This window comes from Kosakonia sp. R1.Fl, from assembly GCF_023516815.1.
GTDB lineage: Bacteria > Pseudomonadota > Gammaproteobacteria > Enterobacterales > Enterobacteriaceae > Kosakonia.
The window spans coordinates 3,220,276-3,237,261 of record NZ_JAMGSQ010000001.1; the positions used below are offsets into that span (position 1 = coordinate 3,220,276).

General features: G+C 52.6%; 16 protein-coding genes, 2 tRNA genes and 1 pseudogene. 9 read left to right on the forward strand and 10 right to left on the reverse strand.

Annotated elements, in window-relative coordinates; all coding sequences use genetic code 11:
• The first annotated feature begins 133 nt into the window (after positions 1–133).
• The 4 genes from M8Q36_RS15070 to M8Q36_RS15085 all read left to right on the forward strand — a co-directional run bounded on the left by M8Q36_RS15070 (position 134) and on the right by M8Q36_RS15085 (position 2,899).
• On the forward strand, positions 134–1,159 hold the full coding sequence (locus M8Q36_RS15070; protein ID WP_249881414.1) for an LLM class flavin-dependent oxidoreductase: 1,026 nt from the start codon (positions 134–136) through the stop codon (positions 1,157–1,159).
• Positions 1,160–1,347: 188 nt separating this feature from the next.
• Positions 1,348–1,824 (forward strand): cold-shock protein, encoded by a 477-nt coding sequence (locus M8Q36_RS15075; protein WP_249881415.1) that lies wholly within the window; start codon positions 1,348–1,350, stop codon positions 1,822–1,824.
• 252 nt (positions 1,825–2,076) lie between these two features.
• Positions 2,077–2,616: a DUF2058 domain-containing protein gene (locus M8Q36_RS15080; protein WP_249881416.1), complete on the forward strand. Its 540-nt coding sequence runs from the start codon at positions 2,077–2,079 to the stop codon at positions 2,614–2,616.
• 37 nt (positions 2,617–2,653) lie between these two features.
• Complete coding sequence (locus M8Q36_RS15085; protein WP_017458416.1) at positions 2,654–2,899, forward strand: DUF2543 family protein; 246 nt, start codon at positions 2,654–2,656, stop codon at positions 2,897–2,899.
• 97 nt (positions 2,900–2,996) lie between these two features.
• Here M8Q36_RS15085 and M8Q36_RS15090 read toward each other — a convergent pair whose 3' ends face one another.
• Together M8Q36_RS15090 and M8Q36_RS15095 are read right to left on the reverse strand one after the other, a co-directional pair.
• Positions 2,997–3,506: a hypothetical protein gene (locus M8Q36_RS15090; RefSeq protein ID WP_249881417.1), complete on the reverse strand. Its 510-nt coding sequence runs from the start codon at positions 3,504–3,506 to the stop codon at positions 2,997–2,999.
• 512 nt (positions 3,507–4,018) lie between these two features.
• Positions 4,019–4,354, reverse strand: coding sequence for a gamma-glutamylcyclotransferase family protein (locus M8Q36_RS15095; RefSeq protein ID WP_249881418.1), 336 nt, complete (start codon positions 4,352–4,354; stop codon positions 4,019–4,021).
• Between the two features lie 210 nt (positions 4,355–4,564).
• On the opposite strand from M8Q36_RS15095, the gene M8Q36_RS15100 reads away from it, so the two are divergent.
• Entirely contained in the window at positions 4,565–5,872 is a 1,308-nt protein-coding gene (locus tag M8Q36_RS15100) for an MFS transporter (RefSeq protein WP_249881419.1), read from the forward strand.
• Between the two features lie 108 nt (positions 5,873–5,980).
• On the opposite strand, the gene M8Q36_RS15105 is transcribed toward M8Q36_RS15100, so the two are convergent.
• Complete coding sequence (locus M8Q36_RS15105; protein WP_249881420.1) at positions 5,981–7,159, reverse strand: dienelactone hydrolase family protein; 1,179 nt, start codon at positions 7,157–7,159, stop codon at positions 5,981–5,983.
• Positions 7,160–7,459: 300 nt separating this feature from the next.
• Positions 7,460–7,535, reverse strand: a tRNA-Asn gene (locus M8Q36_RS15110).
• 6 nt (positions 7,536–7,541) lie between these two features.
• Between M8Q36_RS15110 and M8Q36_RS25600 the strand changes: the two genes are divergently transcribed.
• The 3 genes from M8Q36_RS25600 to M8Q36_RS15120 all read left to right on the forward strand — a co-directional run bounded on the left by M8Q36_RS25600 (position 7,542) and on the right by M8Q36_RS15120 (position 9,333).
• Positions 7,542–7,700 (forward strand): DUF5951 family protein, encoded by a 159-nt coding sequence (locus M8Q36_RS25600; protein ID WP_353891278.1) that lies wholly within the window; start codon positions 7,542–7,544, stop codon positions 7,698–7,700.
• Between the two features lie 9 nt (positions 7,701–7,709).
• Positions 7,710–9,176 (forward strand): EmmdR/YeeO family multidrug/toxin efflux MATE transporter, encoded by a 1,467-nt coding sequence (locus M8Q36_RS15115; RefSeq protein ID WP_096325403.1) that lies wholly within the window; start codon positions 7,710–7,712, stop codon positions 9,174–9,176.
• A gap of 81 nt (positions 9,177–9,257) precedes the next feature.
• A tRNA-Asn gene (locus tag M8Q36_RS15120) sits at positions 9,258–9,333 on the forward strand.
• 232 nt (positions 9,334–9,565) lie between these two features.
• On the opposite strand, the gene M8Q36_RS15125 is transcribed toward M8Q36_RS15120, so the two are convergent.
• The 6 genes and pseudogenes from M8Q36_RS15125 to M8Q36_RS15150 form a co-directional block, all read right to left on the reverse strand.
• Positions 9,566–11,344, reverse strand: a complete 1,779-nt coding sequence (locus tag M8Q36_RS15125) for an aminopeptidase P family protein (RefSeq protein ID WP_249881421.1) — start codon at positions 11,342–11,344, stop codon at positions 9,566–9,568.
• A 19-nt stretch (positions 11,345–11,363) separates the two neighbouring features.
• Positions 11,364–12,818, reverse strand: a complete 1,455-nt coding sequence (locus tag M8Q36_RS15130) for an AMP nucleosidase (protein WP_249881422.1) — start codon at positions 12,816–12,818, stop codon at positions 11,364–11,366.
• Between the two features lie 136 nt (positions 12,819–12,954).
• Positions 12,955–13,932, reverse strand: coding sequence for an acrylyl-CoA reductase (NADPH) (acuI, locus tag M8Q36_RS15135; protein ID WP_249881423.1), 978 nt, complete (start codon positions 13,930–13,932; stop codon positions 12,955–12,957).
• Positions 13,929–14,666 (reverse strand): annotated as a pseudogene (gene acuR / locus M8Q36_RS15140) (acrylate utilization transcriptional regulator AcuR). The gene acuI and the pseudogene acuR overlap by 4 nt, the downstream one beginning before the upstream one ends.
• 146 nt (positions 14,667–14,812) lie before the next feature.
• Entirely contained in the window at positions 14,813–15,001 is a 189-nt protein-coding gene (locus tag M8Q36_RS15145; protein WP_017458405.1) for a YjfB family protein, read from the reverse strand.
• Between the two features lie 159 nt (positions 15,002–15,160).
• Positions 15,161–15,649: a GNAT family N-acetyltransferase gene (locus M8Q36_RS15150; protein ID WP_249881424.1), complete on the reverse strand. Its 489-nt coding sequence runs from the start codon at positions 15,647–15,649 to the stop codon at positions 15,161–15,163.
• Positions 15,650–15,744: 95 nt separating this feature from the next.
• On the opposite strand from M8Q36_RS15150, the gene M8Q36_RS15155 reads away from it, so the two are divergent.
• Complete coding sequence (locus M8Q36_RS15155) at positions 15,745–16,677, forward strand: LysR family transcriptional regulator (RefSeq protein ID WP_249881425.1); 933 nt, start codon at positions 15,745–15,747, stop codon at positions 16,675–16,677.
• The last annotated feature ends 309 nt before the right edge of the window (positions 16,678–16,986 follow it).

Sequence of the window (16,986 nt, forward strand, 5' to 3'; positions counted from 1 at the left end):
ATAAATTTGAACCTTAAGGTTAAACGATCGGTATTTATTCTTCTCATGGAGTGCGTAGAGTAGGGGCAATTCTGGACGGGTAATTACACTCCCGTCTGCTGATTACCTTTCTGAACAGAAGGACAACGACGCCATGAAGAAGATCGGATTTTTGTCATTTGGTCACTGGACACCTTCGCCACAATCCGCGACGCGTTCGGCGGCTGATACGTTGCTGCAATCCATCGATCTGGCGGTTGCCGCTGAAGAACTTGGTGCGGATGGCGCGTATTTCCGCGTGCATCACTTTGCCCGCCAGCTCAGCTCACCTTTCCCGCTGCTGGCCGCCATTGGTGCCAAAACGCACAAAATAGAGATTGGCACCGGCGTTATCGATATGCGCTATGAAAATCCGCTGTATATGGCAGAAGATGCCGGTGCGGCAGATTTGATTTCCGGCGGGCGTTTGCAATTGGGCATCAGCCGGGGCTCCCCGGAACAGGTTATTGATGGCTGGCGCTATTTTGGCTTTCAGCCGGCGGAAGGCGAAACCGATGCGGATATGGCGCGCCATCATACGGAAACGTTTCTGGATGTGCTGCGCGGCGAAGGGTTTGCCAAACCGAACCCGCAGCCGATGTTCCCGAACCCGCCCGGTTTGCTGCGCCCGGAACCCTGGTCTGAAGGTTTGCGCGAACGTATCTGGTGGGGCGCAGGTTCGAACGCGACAGCGGTTTGGGCGGCAAAACTGGGGATGAACCTGCAAAGCTCCACGCTGAAAAATGATGAAACCGGCGAACCGTTCCATATCCAGCAGGCGCAGCAGATTCGTGCCTACCGTGAAGCCTGGAAAGCAGCAGGGCACTCGCGCACGCCGCGCGTTTCCGTCAGCCGCAGTATTTTTGCGTTAATGGACGATCGTGATCGGGCTTACTTTGGTGGCAGCCATGATGACAGCGATAAAATCGGCTTTCTTGATGAGAAAACCCGCGCTGTTTTTGGCCGCAGCTACGCCGCAGAACCGGATAAATTAATCGAGCAGTTGAAAAAGGATGAGGCCATTGCCGAAGCGGATACGCTACTGCTGACGGTGCCGAATCAATTAGGCGTAGATTATAATGCGCACGTGATTGAGTCGATTCTTAAGCATGTCGCACCGGCGATTGGCTGGCGTGATTGATCAGAAACTGCCGTTGAAAACCTTACCTCCTCATCGTGCGGCGCTTTTATAAAGCGCCGCACTCCGTTTTGCAGTGTGGAAATTTATCACCGACACTTAAGCCAAAGACGTAGTCGGCGCAGGCATTGTGCTTTAAACTGCGCGCAGCAAAAACAGAGCAAATGAACGATTAAGTAGGTGGTAAGGCGATGAACGGAAAGATCACAACCTGGTTTAAAGATAAAGGTTTTGGATTTATCAGAGATGAAAACGGAGAAAACCGTTACTTTCATGTGATTAAGGTCGCCAACCCTGAGTTGCTTAAAAAAGATGCGGCGGTAACGTTCGAACCCACGACAAACAACAAAGGGTTGTCTGCTTATGCCGTGAAAGTGGTCCCGGATAGCAAATACATCTATATCGCCGGTGAACGAATTAAGCTCACTTCGATCAAATCTTATCTGGTGTACAGCGAAGAAGTTCCTGCCGATACCCGCATCGATAAAGACAATGCGGTGTTGTCTGTTGGCGCGTTGATGGGGAGTATTCGGCCGAAATCAGCCGCGAAGCCTGGCGAAATGCGCTCGCTAAAAAAACTGGCAATCACCACCTTTCAGGGAACAACCCTGATCTTCTCCGAAGACGAGATAGACGTGGATGCGACGGTTAAGCTGCTTAAAGTCTAAAACATCCAGAATGGTTTGCTGCCGAAACCGGCGTTTTTCTAAACCGCGTTTCGGCATCATTTACTGTTCGCTGTGGTTCCCGTTTTTCTGTTCAATCCGTCCCGCCAGAGCAATGCTTTCGCCCCGTGCGAGTGTGGAATGGCGAGCGCAATGTTTGCGCTTCGCGGGTAATGAGTCGATTCCACAATCTGGTCTCTTCGCAGCAATTACAGCTATAATCCGACACATTGTTCAACCGGTTTACAGACGAAAATGACAAAACTCACCTTACAAGAGCAGATGCTCAAAGCGGGATTAGTAACCAGTAAGAAAATGGCCAAAGTCCAGCGCACTGCTAAAAAATCACGCGTTCAGGCGCGTGAAGCAAGAGAGGCAGTGGAAGAGAATAAAAAAGCACAGCTTGAGCGCGATAAGCAGTTAAGCGAGCAACAAAAACAAGCTGCGTTATCGAAAGAATATAAAGCGCAGGTGAAACAACTTATTGAAATGAACAGGATCACCATTGCCAAAGGCAATATTGATTTTAATTTCACAGATAATAAGTTAATTAAAAAAATAGCGGTGGATAAAAATACTCAGGCACAACTGATTAGCGGTCGCCTCGCCATTGCTCGTCTGGTTGTTGATGGCAAGGATGAAAGTGAATATGCGATTATTCCTGCAATCGTAGCCGATAAAATCGCTCAGCGGGATGCGAACAGTATTGTATTAAACAGCGCGCTTAGTCAGGAAGAGCAAGATGAAGATGATCCGTACGCTGATTTTAAAGTGCCTGATGATTTGATGTGGTAATAACCACTGCAAACGATCTCAACCTCCGGGGGAATGTATGAGTAACGAAGTACCGCTTAAATTTTATGACATCGTGGATGAGTATTCGACGGAAACCGAAAAAACGGTAAAAGAATCAGAACGCGATGCGCTGGCGCACTATTTTCAGCTACTGATCACCCGTTTGATGAATAACGAAGAAATCAGTGAAGAGGCGCAGCAAGAGATGGCCACTGAAGCGGGTATCGACGCGCTGCGTATTGATGAGATTGCGACGTTTCTGAACCAGTGGGGCAACGAGTAACCTCTGTTACTGTGATTCCCGAAGCGCGAAAGTGCATTTTTTATGTCCGCTCGCCGCAGGAAGCGGACATCGCAACTCTCCCCGAACGCGCAAAAGATCAGTAGAGAATATTTGCCATCGCTTTGTACCGTTCAGGTAACGCGCTGTTCAACGCCAGGACTTTTTCAAGAATAGAGAATGTCGGTGCTTTTTTAGCGCGTTCGCAGTCGACAATCGCGGAGCGTATTATCGCCGCTGCCGTAGAAATGTTGTTAAAATATTCTTCCGATTCCACAGTTTGTAATTCGCCCGAAACAGCGTAACGGACAATAGGCCACTCTGTAAAATCAATTAACGGGAACGCTTCTTTATCGGGTGATATGTTGGCTAATAACAACTCTTCTGCTTTTTTATCATCTTTTTGTGCAGTAGAAAGTAGCTGTAAGCGATATTTTGTTTTAGACAGAATATCGTTATCCACTTTTTCTGACGAGAGTGCCGTAATAAAAGCGGATAACTCATCCTCAGGCGGGCTGTGATCATAATGCGTTTTCCGCTGGGCTTCAGAAGGAAGTTGAGTGCTATTTGATGCAATTTCAATTAGGTAATTTAAAATTTCAAAAGTCATTTAATGTGCCTTATGAATTTCATTGTGCGGTATTAACTGGCGATAACGAAAAATAGTGCTGGCAGCTTTGTATCACTGTTAATAAATCCCGTGTCGAAAATAACACATGGCCTGCCAGCATATGACAGGTGCTTTAAATGAACGTTTTTAAAACGTCACGCAGATCCTGTTTCATTTTTACATAGCAGCGCGCTGCCAGGCTTACGCGATGAGTATTATTGATAGTGTGCGGTTTGAAAAACGAATAATTGTGCGGTCTGCTGTGAGTTCAACTCAACATGGTAAATAACGATAGGGGCTGCTAACGTGGGGCGGCCTGCGAGAAGCGGTATCGCCGGTGTTGGATTTGCTTCGAACAGGTTCCGGTATTTTGCAAACCGCCAGCGTTTTGCGGCTTAACGGTTAGCGAGGCATAAGCCCCGCAAAAGAGGGGCCTTATTCAGCAGAAAGGTTCAGCAGACTTGCTTCAGGCATGCTGCATTTGGCGATGAAGGTTGTTAATCACAGCGATGCTACGCTTTTTCCTGCGGTTGCAGTTGATAAATCCATGCCGTCACATGCTTGCCGTCGAGCGTGGTCACATCCACCTGAACACGATCGTAGCCCTCTTCGAATTCGTCCAGCATCGTCCAGTGCGCCGCGAGATTAGCGGATATAAACAGGTAACCATCAACCCGGGAACCGTCTTTATCCAGCACAATGCCAGGGAATTCGGCGGCGGCTCCCCAGCCAAATTCATAAAATGTTCCCGTAACGTAACCCGGCAGCCACTCTCCACCGATATTTTCCAGAATATGTGCATTCGAATGACCGGGGCGAAGCGTCCCGTAAACAAACAGTGATTCCATTTTTCCTCATTATCTAACGCAATGAATAACCAGCAGAATGATCATCAACATACGTTTAAGCGCTGCAGTTCGCAACTGTCGCGAATCGGAGCAAACACGCTATCCTGTATCTCAAAGATCAAGTTGTACCCACATTGTTAACCTTACCGGCGGGGACGATGGGGCTGATACAAAGCGAAAAGCAATTTTGGCGCTAATGGGATGGGCAATATGAAAGTTGATGCGTCGATGCGTCCTGACTTCCGTTTCTTCTTATTGCAAACGGGCGCATCGCTGGGCATGGTGTCGGGGCATATTTTCCGCCTGGCTATGGCCTGGTGGTGCCTGCAAGCCACGCACTCGGCGGTCGCTTTTTCCTCACTCATTGCGATATCCGTGGCGGCAGAGGTTTACCTTAAACCGTTTCTGGCGTCATTTGGCGATAGCTTCAATCGCATTAAATTTATCATTGCCTGTCAGTTCGCTGTTTCAGGGATCATCACATTATTCTGCCTGGCAAGTTATCTGGGATATTTCAATCTGGTGGCTATCGCCTCGGGACTCGTGGTAATAAGCGCTATCTCATCTGTGCGTGAACCAACGATTATGGGACTGATTCCCGATCTTGTTGCAGAAGGGGAAGTGACGCAGGCTATATCGCACCGCTCGACCATCAATTCCATAATTATGTTGGCAGGTCCGGTGATTGCCGCCTCGCTTATTTCGATTTTTTCAGCAGGGGTTGCGCTGTACATTTCTGCACTGGTTTATGTATTGTCCTGCATCGCATTTATTATTTTATCGTTTAAATATGATGTGGACGCCGTTTCAACGGGTGAAAAGGAGAGCTGGTTTCATAAAACGAAAGGGGCATTTAAAGCGATTTATCATGTTAAATCTGAATTTCATATTGCATTGGTCTCCTCTGTCATTAATTTTACGATGTTTCCTTTCTTTTCCGTGACGATACCGTACTGGATCAGCACTGAATTAAAGCTTCCCGCTACCTATCTTGGTGCATTCGAACTCTCATTTGCTTTGGGATTGATTGTTAGTAGCCTTTACATTAACGCTTTCATAAGAGAATGGGTGGGACGGCTCAATAATGTTTTATTTGGTTTTGTCCTGTTGGGCAGCAGCGTTATGGCAATTGTCCTGATGGGAAATATCTATATGTCTATTGCGCTAGCGTTTTTCTGCGGTATGGCGTTTATTTTTATTAATATCAACCTCAGTACGCTGCGCTCAACCGCAACGCCACGTGATTACCGAGTAAGAATGAGCGCCATGGCAGGCTTTTTATCCAGTCTGGCGAACCCTTTTGGCGTTGCTTTTGCCGGCTGGTATATCAGTTTGTTAGGTGTGGTTCCATTTACTGTTATTTCCGGTGCCGTGGTGGTGTTAATTGCTCCTGTTATTCTATGTTCGTTTCATTTGCGTCGGGCACTTTCACTTAATGAAGTTGAAATGAAAGGGTATTACGAAAAAACTTACCCGGCCGCATTTTATAAACGCGGGCAGCATAAACAAGACACATAAACAATATTTAATAGAAGCGCTTTTAAGTTATGACCAGACATTGCATGTGTTGCCAGAATGGCAACACATGCTGAGTGCGTTTTCACTGCATATCGGTTTCTGTTGGCTCTAAGGCATCTTTCCGGTGACGACACGGTTATTAATGGCGTACACCGTGCATTTAGCCGCGCCCGGACGCTGCTCCTGTTGACAGATACTTAGCGCCGTTTCTGCGGCTTGATGGCTGTTTCTGGCCCAGTACGCGGCGCCCCAGTCGCCGTCCTCGTCCGTGGCAAAGGCTTTTTCATAGCGTTGTGTTGCTGCATATTCTGAGAACGCTTTTTTCCCGGCAGCATTGAGGGCGGGTGGTGCATCCAGGTGCGTTTCGGGCAGAGGCACAGCTTCGCCGGTCGGTAAATGCTGCTGTTTTAGAAATGCTGCCACCGTCTGCCACCAGAAACTCTCCGGCGCTGAATCCATAAAGACATGGCCGTTATTACCGAAGGCAGGCATCGTGATGAATTGCGCCGTGTCGCCTCTCTGCTGATAGGCATCGAACATCTCTTTGCCCATCGACGGCGGGAAGGATTTATCATTTTTCGCATACAGCCACAGGGACGGGATCTGCGCTGTTTTCCCGTAACGTGCGTAAGCTTGCAGCAGACCAGCTTTATCGCAGAGTGATTTCCCGTCAATCGCGCCCCTTCCGCCGTCGAAATTGATCACCGCCTTAACGCCTGGTGGATTAGCCGCGCCAGTAGCAATTACCGCAAAACCACCTGCGGACATCCCGGCAAGGATCGCGTTATCGGCTGCGGCCCACGGCTGGCGGCGCACGGCATCGAGGGCGGCGAGCAGGTTACGGGTGTCCTGCTCCCCGGCCTGCAGATGTAAAGGTTGCGCGCAGGAGCCATCGGCATACTCCGCCGCACCGCTTGATTGCCCGTAGCCCTGGCGCAGGACTACCACCGCCGCATAACCGTGGCGCGCAAAAGCGATAGCCGTTGCGGCATAACGGTTCGGGTTGATTATCCAGCGATCAAATTCAGCAGTGCCAACGGTTCCATTAGTGATTAACACCACGGGCAAAGGCGTTTGGCTGGTCATGCGTGTCACAAAGGCATCCAGCACGGCCGGCTGACCATTATCTAAGGTGACCGCCAGCAAAAGCGGCTCTCTTATCAACCCGTCAATTTGTTGGTATTCGGGGGCTTGCCCCACCACATCTGCATGGCCTGAGGCAGTAAAAAGAAGGAGTGCGGTGGCGAAAAGGCGTTTTGCCAGACGAGTCGTAAAACGGTTGCGCATGGTGGTTAACCCTGAAATGTTTGTCCCTGATAGACGCGGCGTGACCGGCGAGCAACTTTACCAGGCTGGTCACGCGTTTTTGTATTTCCTGTCGCGCGGTATTGATTACGCATGTCGATGATTTCTGCAAGCAGCGATTAGAGCATTAAGGTAAGCAAACATTTTCAACGGATTAGGTAACAAATGCAGCTTGATACTGAAGATGCGGAAAGGGGCCGTTTCTGGAAGGGAAAAACTTATCGCTATGTTTAGCGGAGCGATAAAAGCAAAAAGCCTGCTTAAAAACAGGCTTTTTAAATCTGGCTCCTCTGACTGGACTCGAACCAGTGACATACGGATTAACAGTCCGCCGTTCTACCGACTGAACTACAGAGGAATCGTTGTGGAGGCTTATCTTAGCGGCGAAAAATCTTTTGTCAAACCTCATTTCTCGCAGGGTGTTCTGACTGCTGAATCCATCGACAATTTGAGTTCGTTATCATCGTTTTCTGCCGAAATGCTTTGCAGGATCAGGGTTTCTCCCCCATCATTTGAAATGTGATTTCACCTTTTGCGGCTAAGGACCAATTTGAACGTCGTTACTCCTCTTCGCCAGGCTGTCATGCGCACGCCGTGGTACAGAAAGCGTAAAAGCTACCGTGTTTTATTCTGGCGAGAAATCACCCCCCTTGCCGTACCTATCTTCCTCGAAAATACCTGTGTCCTGATGATGGGCGTGCTCAGCACCTTCCTCGTGAGCTGGCTGGGCAAAGAGGCGATGGCGGGGGTAGGTCTTGCCGATAGTTTTAACATGGTGGTGATGTCGTTTTTCGCGGCTATCGACCTGGGAACCACGGTGGTGGTGGCGTTCAGCCTCGGTAAGCTGGACGGCGAGCGGGCGAGGGCGGCGACGCGTCAGTCGCTGGTGATCATGACCCTGTTTTCGATTGTGCTGGCGGCGGTGATCCACTACTACGGCACAGAAATTATCGATTTTATCGCCGGGGCGGCAACGGCGGAGGTCAAAGCGCTGGCGCTGACCTACCTTGAACTGACGGTTCTCAGCTACCCGGCTGCGGCCATTGCGCTGATTGGCAGCGGTGCGCTGCGCGGTGCGGGCAATACCAAAATCCCGCTGCTGATTAACGGCGGCATGAATATCCTCAACATTCTAATCAGCAGCGTGCTGATCTACGGCCTCTTTGGCTGGAAAGGGATGGGCTTCGCCGGGGCTGGGCTGGGGCTGACCATTTCTCGCTATATTGGCGCGGTGGCGATTATCTGGGTGCTGATGATTGGCTTTAATCCGGCGCTGCGTATTCCGCTAAAAAGTTACTTCGAAAAGCTCAACTTCGGCATTATCTGGGAAGTGATGGGTATCGGCATCCCCGCCAGTATCGAATCGGTGCTGTTTAACGGCGGCAAACTACTGACGCAAATGTTCGTTGCCGGTATGGGCACCAACGTTATCGCCGGTAACTTTATTGCTTTCTCCGTTGCGGCGCTAATTAACCTGCCGGGCAACGCGCTGGGTTCCGCCTCCACAATTATTACCGGTAAACGACTGGGCAAAGGACAGATAAGCCAGGCTGAGCGCCAGTTGCGGCATGTATTCTGGCTCTCGACGCTGTTACTGACGGTGCTTGCCTGGGGAACCGCGCCGTTTGCCGGGCTTTTCGCCTCGTTTTACACCCAGGAAGAGGATGTAAAAGAGGTGGTTAAAGTGCTTCTCTGGCTTAACGCGGCGTTTATGCCCATCTGGGCGGCATCGTGGGTGCTACCCGCCGGGCTGAAAGGCGCGCGCGACGCCCGTTTTGCCATGTGGGTGTCCATGCTGGGAATGTGGGGTTGTCGCGTCGTCGCCGGTTATACCCTCGGGATTATGCTCGGTATGGGCGTGGTTGGGGTCTGGCTCGGCATGTTCCTTGACTGGGCGGTGCGCGGCGCGCTGTTTTACTGGCGTATGGTCAGCGGGCGCTGGCTGTGGAAGTACCCGAAGCCGCAAAAAAGCACCATTTCTGCACAGAATGGAGAATAATTCGGCAAACGCGCCAAAATGTGAAAATCAGGCTTTGACAAGGCCTTGGGGCATCGCTAATATTCGCCCCGTTCACACGATTCCTCTGTAGTTCAGTCGGTAGAACGGCGGACTGTTAATCCGTATGTCACTGGTTCGAGTCCAGTCAGAGGAGCCAGATTTAAAAAGCCTGCTTTTAAGCAGGCTTTTTGCTTTTCTGCGTTCTTACATCCCACAGCTTAGCGCTTTTCCCTGCGGGAAATTCTCTTTGAAGCAGCAATCCATCGCAATGACAAAGGCTATCGTCAGTTCGGGCATCGATAGGCTGGCAAAGAAACGCTGAAGAGTCGTTACGCCTGCACTTATTAAAATAAAACCCGCCGCAGCGGGTTTGTAAATGAACCGAACGCTTAGCTTGCCTGCACGCGCAGCGGGGCAGTGGCGGCATCAAGCCACGCGCGGGCGTCGTCATCAACCAGTGGCGATAGAGTGTCGCGCACCTGCTGGTGATAGTCATCCAGCCACTGCTGCTCCTGTTCATTAAGCAGGCTCCATTCCACCTGGCTTAAATCGATGGGAATAAGCGTCAGCGAAGCAAAGCGACAAAATCCCGGCTGGCTTTCCACCACTTCTGCCTGGTTTTCGATACGAATGCCGTAGTTGTCCGCTAAATAGTAGCCCGGCTCAATAGTCATGATGTTGCCCGCCGACAGCGGCCAGGGGTTGACCTTTTTCGCAATGCGCTGCGGCTGCTCGTGGATCAACAACTGATGACCAACGCCATGACCGGTGCCGTGATCGAAATCCAGCCCTAAATCCCACAGCGCCCGGCGGGCAAACGCATCCAGTTGGTGACCGTGCGTACCTGCAGGAAATTGCAGGGTGAACATCGATAAAAAGCCTTTCAGCACGGCGGTGTAATGCAACCGCTGCTGAGCATTGAGAGGGCCAAACGACAGCGTACGCGTCGCGTCAGTGGTACCGTTTTGGTACTGACCGCCGGAATCATTCAAATAGAAGTTGGCACAGGTAATCGCTTTATTCGTTTTTTCGCTGCTGTGGTAATGGCACATCGCCGCATTGCTGGCGGAGGCTGAAATGGTGCTGAAACTCTGTTCAATAAAACCGGGTTGCTGCTGGCGGAATGCCAGCTGTTTTTGCTGTGCTTCCAGTTCGGTTATCGGGTTACCCGCCGCTTCACGGGCGGGCACTTCGCGCGCCAGCCAGGCGAGAAAATTAACCCACGCCGCGCCATCCTGCTGGTGGCTTTCGCGGTAGCCTGCCAGTTCGGTCGCGTTTTTATGCGCTTTGATAAAGGTAATGGGATCGGCGCTCCACAGCACTTCACCACCCTGTTGTTCGATGGCAAAACGCAGCGCCACCGGCGCGAAATCACCATCAAGCAGGATGCGTTTGCCGGCAGCGATTTGCTGGCAGCGCGGCAGGAAATCCTCGAAATCATGCAGCGTCAGCGTGGAGGTGAGCTGCGCAGATAAACCGGCAATTTTCTGCGGATTGACAAACCACTCGACGTTTCCCTCGCGGCTGAGCAAGGCGAAAGAGTGCGCCACCGGGTTCATCGCGATGTCCGAACCGCGAATATTCAGCAGCCAGGCGATATTATCCGGCAGCGTAATTGCCAGGTAATCCGCGCCTTTTTCCGCCAGCACCCGCGCGATGCGTGCGCGTTTATCGGCACTGCTTTCACCGCTTATCGCCAGCGGCATTTCACGGATCGCGCCGCACGGTGCCGCCGGGCGATCGGCCCAGATGGCATCGAACGGATCGCTATCCAGTGCCACCAGTTCACAGTGCGTGGCGTTCAGCGCCTGAAACTGGCTGTTGACCATCAACAGCGGCTCAAAGCCGATGCGGCTGCCCGCAGGCAATGAAGCGTTTAACCACTGATCCAGCGGCTCGTTGTGCAAATGGTGGATCGCAAAATCATGGAGATCGACTTCGCTGCGTACCTGTACCTGGTAGCGGCCATCCACGAACAACAGCGCCTTATCGCGCAGCACCAGCGCCAGCCCGGCAGAACCGGTAAAGCCGGTGAGCCACTGGAGCTTATTATCATGTGGCGCGCAGTCTTCGCTCTGGTGCGCATCGGCGCGCGGAACAATCATACCGTCAAGCTCCAGGGCGACCAGCCGATCGCGTAACGCTTGTAACGGTGTCGGGGTTTGCATGGTTAATCCTTTTTAATTGTTATCTGAATGGTGGTTCGTTAAAGGTGCGCAATTTACGCGAGTGCAGACGATCGCCCTCAGCGCGGAGCAGGTCGATGGCGCGGATGCCAATTTGCAAATGCTCGGAAATCGCCCCTTCGTAAAAACGGTTGGCCTGGCCGGGAAGTTTGATCTCGCCGTGCAGCGGTTTGTCAGAAACGCAGAGCAGGGTGCCATACGGCACGCGGAAGCGATAACCCTGGGCGGCAATGGTGGCGCTTTCCATATCAATCGCCACCGCGCGGCTTAAGTTAAAGCGTAGTGAGGAGGCGGAATAACGCAGCTCCCAGTTGCGATCGTCGGTGGTGACCACCGTGCCGGTACGCAGCCGCTGTTTAACCTCCTCACCCGGCATGTCGCTTACCGCTTTGGTCGCGTCGTACAGCGCACGTTGTACTTCAGCGATGCTCGGGATCGGAATATCCGGCGGCAGCACGGCATCCAGCACGTGGTCATCGCGCAGGTAGGCATGCGCCAGTACGTAATCGCCAATCGACTGGCTTTCACGCAGGCCGCCGCAGTGGCCAATCATCAGCCAGACATCCGGGCGCAGCACGGCCAGATGATCGCAAATGGTTTTCGCGTTCGACGGGCCAACGCCAATGTTAATCAGCGTAATACCCTGACCGTCAGCGGTGACGAGGTGCCAGGCCGGCATCTGGTGTTTTTTCCACGCCAGGTCGGAAATGGCCTGCTCCGGCGCTTCCGTATCAGCAGTGATCCAGTTGCCACCCGCGCAGGAGAGGGCGACGTAAGGGCTGTCCGGGTTGAGGATCTCATTACAGCCCCAGCGCACGAACTCGTCGACATAACGCGTGTAGTTGGTGAACAACACAAACGGCTGGAAATGTTCAACCGGCGTGCCGGTGTAGTGGCGCAGTCGCGCCAGCGAGAAATCGACACGGCGCGCATCAAAATGGGAAAGCGGGTAAAGCTCGGTCGGGTGGAACAGGCCATCGGCGGTCTCGTCGCCAATCTGCGCCAGTTCGGTCGTGGGAAAATGGCGCGTTAAGCCCGCGCTCATTGATCTGTCCAGCGTCAGCTCCGAACCATCAATCACGTAAGGGTACGGGATTTCATGCGCGGATAACCCCACCTCGATGTGCGCACCATAGTCCTGGCACAGCAGGGTTAATTGTTCGAGTAAATAGGGACGAAACAGCGAAGGGCGGGTGATGGTGGTGGTGTAACAGCCCGAATGGGTGAAGCGGGCGTAGGCGCGGGTTTTCGGTGGGTTCGTCGCGCTGCCATTCCAGCTTACGGATAACTGCGGATAGACGAATAACCCTTGTGCGCGGGCTTCGGTATCGGGAAGCTGACCGTCGTCAATATAGCGAGCGATCGCCTGACGAAGGGCCTCAACGGAACGGTCATACAACGCTTCAAGTTGATCCAGCGCTTGCTCCGGGGTCAGATTTGCACCCTTATTATTCATCTTTATCTCCTTATCTGCTCTACGGCTGTAGCCGATAGTATGTCACAGGAATGTGAAACGAAAGCAGCGCGCAACGGGATTCAGAGGAAACGGATGAGGGAACGATCCGGCGCGACAGCCCGCGCCGGAAGGCGGATTAGCCGCTGATTTTCACCAGTGTACGGCCCTGGATCTTATTACTCAGAAAATCGGCAGCGGTTGCCGGAGCCTGTTCCAGCGTAATTTCGGTTGCTGCCTGCTGGTAGTAACTTTCTGGCAACGTGCGTGCGAGATTTTCCCACACGGCGCCGCGCTGTGCGGTTGGCACCATCACGGAATCCACGCCTTGCAAACGCACGTTTCGCAGAATAAACGGCATCACGGTGGTAGGCAGTTCGAAACCGCCTGCCAGACCGCATGCGGCAACGCATCCGCCGTAGTTCGTCTGCGCCAGCACTTTTGCCAGTACGTGGTTGCCAACGGTATCGATCGCACCGGCCCACAGCTGTTTTTCCAGCGGGCGGGTCTGTTCAAAATCGCTGCGCGGCAGGATCTCATCGGCGCCCAGCTTACGCAGAAAATCATGGGTAGATTCGCGCCCGGTCACGGCAGCAACGGTGTAGCCCAGCGCTTTCAGCAGCACGACAGCAGTGCTGCCAACGCCGCCACTGGCACCGGTGACCAGCACGGTACCGTCCTGCGGTTTAATGCCTGCATCCTGCAACGCCATGACGCACAGCATGGCGGTAAACCCAGCGGTGCCAATGATCATCGCATTGCGCGCACGTAAACTTTCCGGCAGCGCCACCAGCCAGTCGCCTTTTACGCAGGCCTGCTCGGCAAGTCCACCCCAGTGGTTTTCGCCCACGCCCCAGCCGGTGAGGATCACGGCCTGGCCGGGAGCAAAGCGCGCATCGCGGCTTTCGCTCACGCGACCGCAAAAATCAATGCCTGGCACCATCGGGAACTGGCGAATGATTTTGCCTTTACCGGTGATAGCCAGCGCGTCTTTGTAGTTAAGGCTGGACCAGTCAATATCGACCCGAACGTCGCCTTCACCCAATGCGGGCAGGTCGACCTCTTTCACTTCCGCCAGGGTTTTATTCTCATTCTGTTCCAGAACTAATGCTTTCATGACTGCGTTTTCCTCGTCGGATGAGGTGTATTTTCGGCGTTTTCGCCGTCCTGTGCAGATGCTCCATCCCCCGTCATGCTTCACGCAGCAGGGGCGGTTGTTATGCTGTGATGGAAAAATTTCCAGTACTGATCCAGCGGCTCGACGGAGCGGAACAGCTTGGCGCGCATCACTGCGCCTTCCCAGCCGGACCAGAACACCCTGGCCAGTTCGCGGCTCGCGGCGTCTGGCGGCAGTTCGCCGCAGGCTTTTGCTTCATCCAGACACCTTGCGACGCGCGTTTCCCAGTCGGCGAGGATGGCTTTCAGGCGCGCCGGGAAGGCTTCCGGTAACAGTGGCGTTTCCTGCAACAGGTTGCCCACCAGGCAACCACGGCGGAAATCGTATTTCGCCATTCCCTGGCCCGCGTGGTGCACAAAGGCGGCCATACGTTGCAGCGGTGTGCGTTGAGTATCGGTTAAAAATTTATCCAGTTTATGCGCGAAAAAGTCACCGTAAGCGGTGAGCACTGCCATGCCAAATTCCTGCTTACTTTTAAAGCAGTGATAGAACGAGCCTTTAGGAACCGCGATATTTTTGATCACCGCATCAATACCCGCTGAGAGATAGCCGGTTTCCGTTAGCACTTCCAGGCCTGAGCGAATCAGCGCCTGGCGGGTATCGGTAAAGTCGCGCTCGACTTTTGGCGGCCGTCCACGGCGGGGTTTTTGCCGTGCTGCTGTTTCGCCATTCATAATTTAGACCGATCGGTTTTAATTCGGCAGAGGCTACGCCGATTTACCCTTGCAGGCAAGCGAAGAAACAAAAAAGCCCGCACGAGGCGGGCTTGCAAACGTTGCCGGTTGACGCTGTTACCGCAAACGCCAGCGGGCAAACCGGGTTAGGCGGTGGTATTGATATTACGACCGATTGCCGGGTTGGAAGGTAACTGCGGGATCTGCTGAATCAAGTCGCTGGCGATTGTTTTCTGGGTATCGAGCGCTTTTTTCAGCACCAGCGTGTTGACTTGGTTATCAAGCTGATAAGAGTCAAGGCTGCTGGCTAATGATGCAATTTGTATCGGATCCATGCTGTAAATCCTTTATTGTAGAAAAAACAACCAGAGAACAGCTATGAGTATAGCTGCACAGTTTTTATCGGCAGTAAGCGCGGGATCTTTAAGCGAGGCGTGAGACGAACCCGATGATGAATAAGCGAAAACCCGCCGTGGCGGGTTAATGGAGAAAGATTAAACGCCGGGGCTTTCGGCGAATTTCAGCAGGGCATCGCCATCCAGCCGGTAACGCACCCATTCACTTTGCGCCCGCGCGCCGATGCTCTGATAAAAATCAATGGCTGGCTGGTTCCAGTCGAGCACGCTCCACTCCAGACGACCGCAGCGGCGCTCAACGGCGTACTGCGCAATCTTTTGCAGCATCGCTTTTCCGGCACCGTTACCGCGAAAATCCGGTGAAACATAGAGATCTTCCATGTAAATGCCGTTGCGACCAAGCCAGGTTGAATAACTGGTGAAGAACACCGCATAGCCCACGGCTTTGCCTTCGATTTCACAGATCAAGGCTTCCGTTTTGCTCGTTGCGCCAAACAGGGTTTCGCGGATTTCATCGGCTGTGGTGATCACTTCTTCAGGCGCTTTTTCATACACCGCCAGTTCATAAATCATCGCAAAAATGGCGTTTGCGTCAGTCGGGCGGGCGGGGCGGATGGTAATGCTCATTGTTTTTCCTGTTTTTTTACCGGGAGTTCAAAATTGATGGCCGCCAGCATAAGCGGTATTGTGCAAAGAATTAAGTGCAATGAAATCACTACTCGATGAATATTATGCATCCAACGTTACGACGTCTTGATCTCAACCTGTTACCTGTATTCGACGCGGTCTACCGCCACCGTTCTGTGCGCCAGGCGGCAGAAGAACTGGCGATGAGCACATCGGCGCTCAGCCACGCGCTCTCAAGGCTACGTGTGACGCTCAACGACCCGTTATTTTTCCGCGAAGGGCACCTTATGTGCCCAAGCGTCTATGCCAGCCAACTTGCGCCCGCCATTGCGTCGGCATTAGCGCATCTGAATCATGAACTCACCCCGCAAGCGGAGTTTAATCCCGCGACGACCACAGACTGTTTGCAGGTCGCAATCACCGATTTCACCGCGTTTAGTATTTTTCCCGCGCTGATGGCTGAATTGCAGCACACCGCACCCGGCCTGCGTTTTGAGTTTCGCTATTTGCCCCATAGCCCGGCGCTTAATGAGCTGCTGGCAGGAGAAGTGGACTTTGCGCTGGGATTTAGCGCGCCGCAGGATATTCATTACGCAGAGCTGGATGAAATCGGCTGGTTTACCGATGAATATGTCGTTATCAGCAATCAACTCAGGCAACAATTAACACTGGACGATTACCTTGCCGCGCGCCACCTGGTGGTGACACCGTGGAATGAAAGCCAAGGCGTGCTGGATAGTGAACTTGAACGTCTGGGTTATACGCGACAGGTGGCGATAAAAACGCCCTCAATGCTCAGCGCGCCTTTTATTATCGCCGACAGCGATCTGCTGATGGCGCTTCCGCGTTCGGCTGCGGAAAAGTTAAAGCAGGCGGCAAGGATCACCATTTTTACGCTGCCTTTTGCGGTTCCGCCGTTCGAGGTGAAGATTTATTCCCATAAACGCAGCGGCAAGCGCGGGGCGGCGCAGTGGTTGCAGAAAATGTTGAAAGCGCTGTCGCACCCGCAAACTACGCGCAACACGTAAACAGCCTGCCTGTAGGCCAGACGTTGCGCGGTGCACAAAACCGGCGATGACTCGTTAGCGAATGCGGCGGGATTGCTGCTATCTCCCGGAGACGCCTTCGCGCATGAATGTGACGGCGTTCTTATTTATTAATAAGACTTTCACCGGATAAATTAACCTGCCAAAAATAACACTCTATTTATTAATCAGTTACTTTTTCATAACCTCAAAACGGTTAAGTTGTTAAAGATATACAACTTCTATCGATTAACTCGTTTTTTTTTATTTCCGATATAGAGATAAGGCGCGGTTCGAATGCCCGAAGCCGAT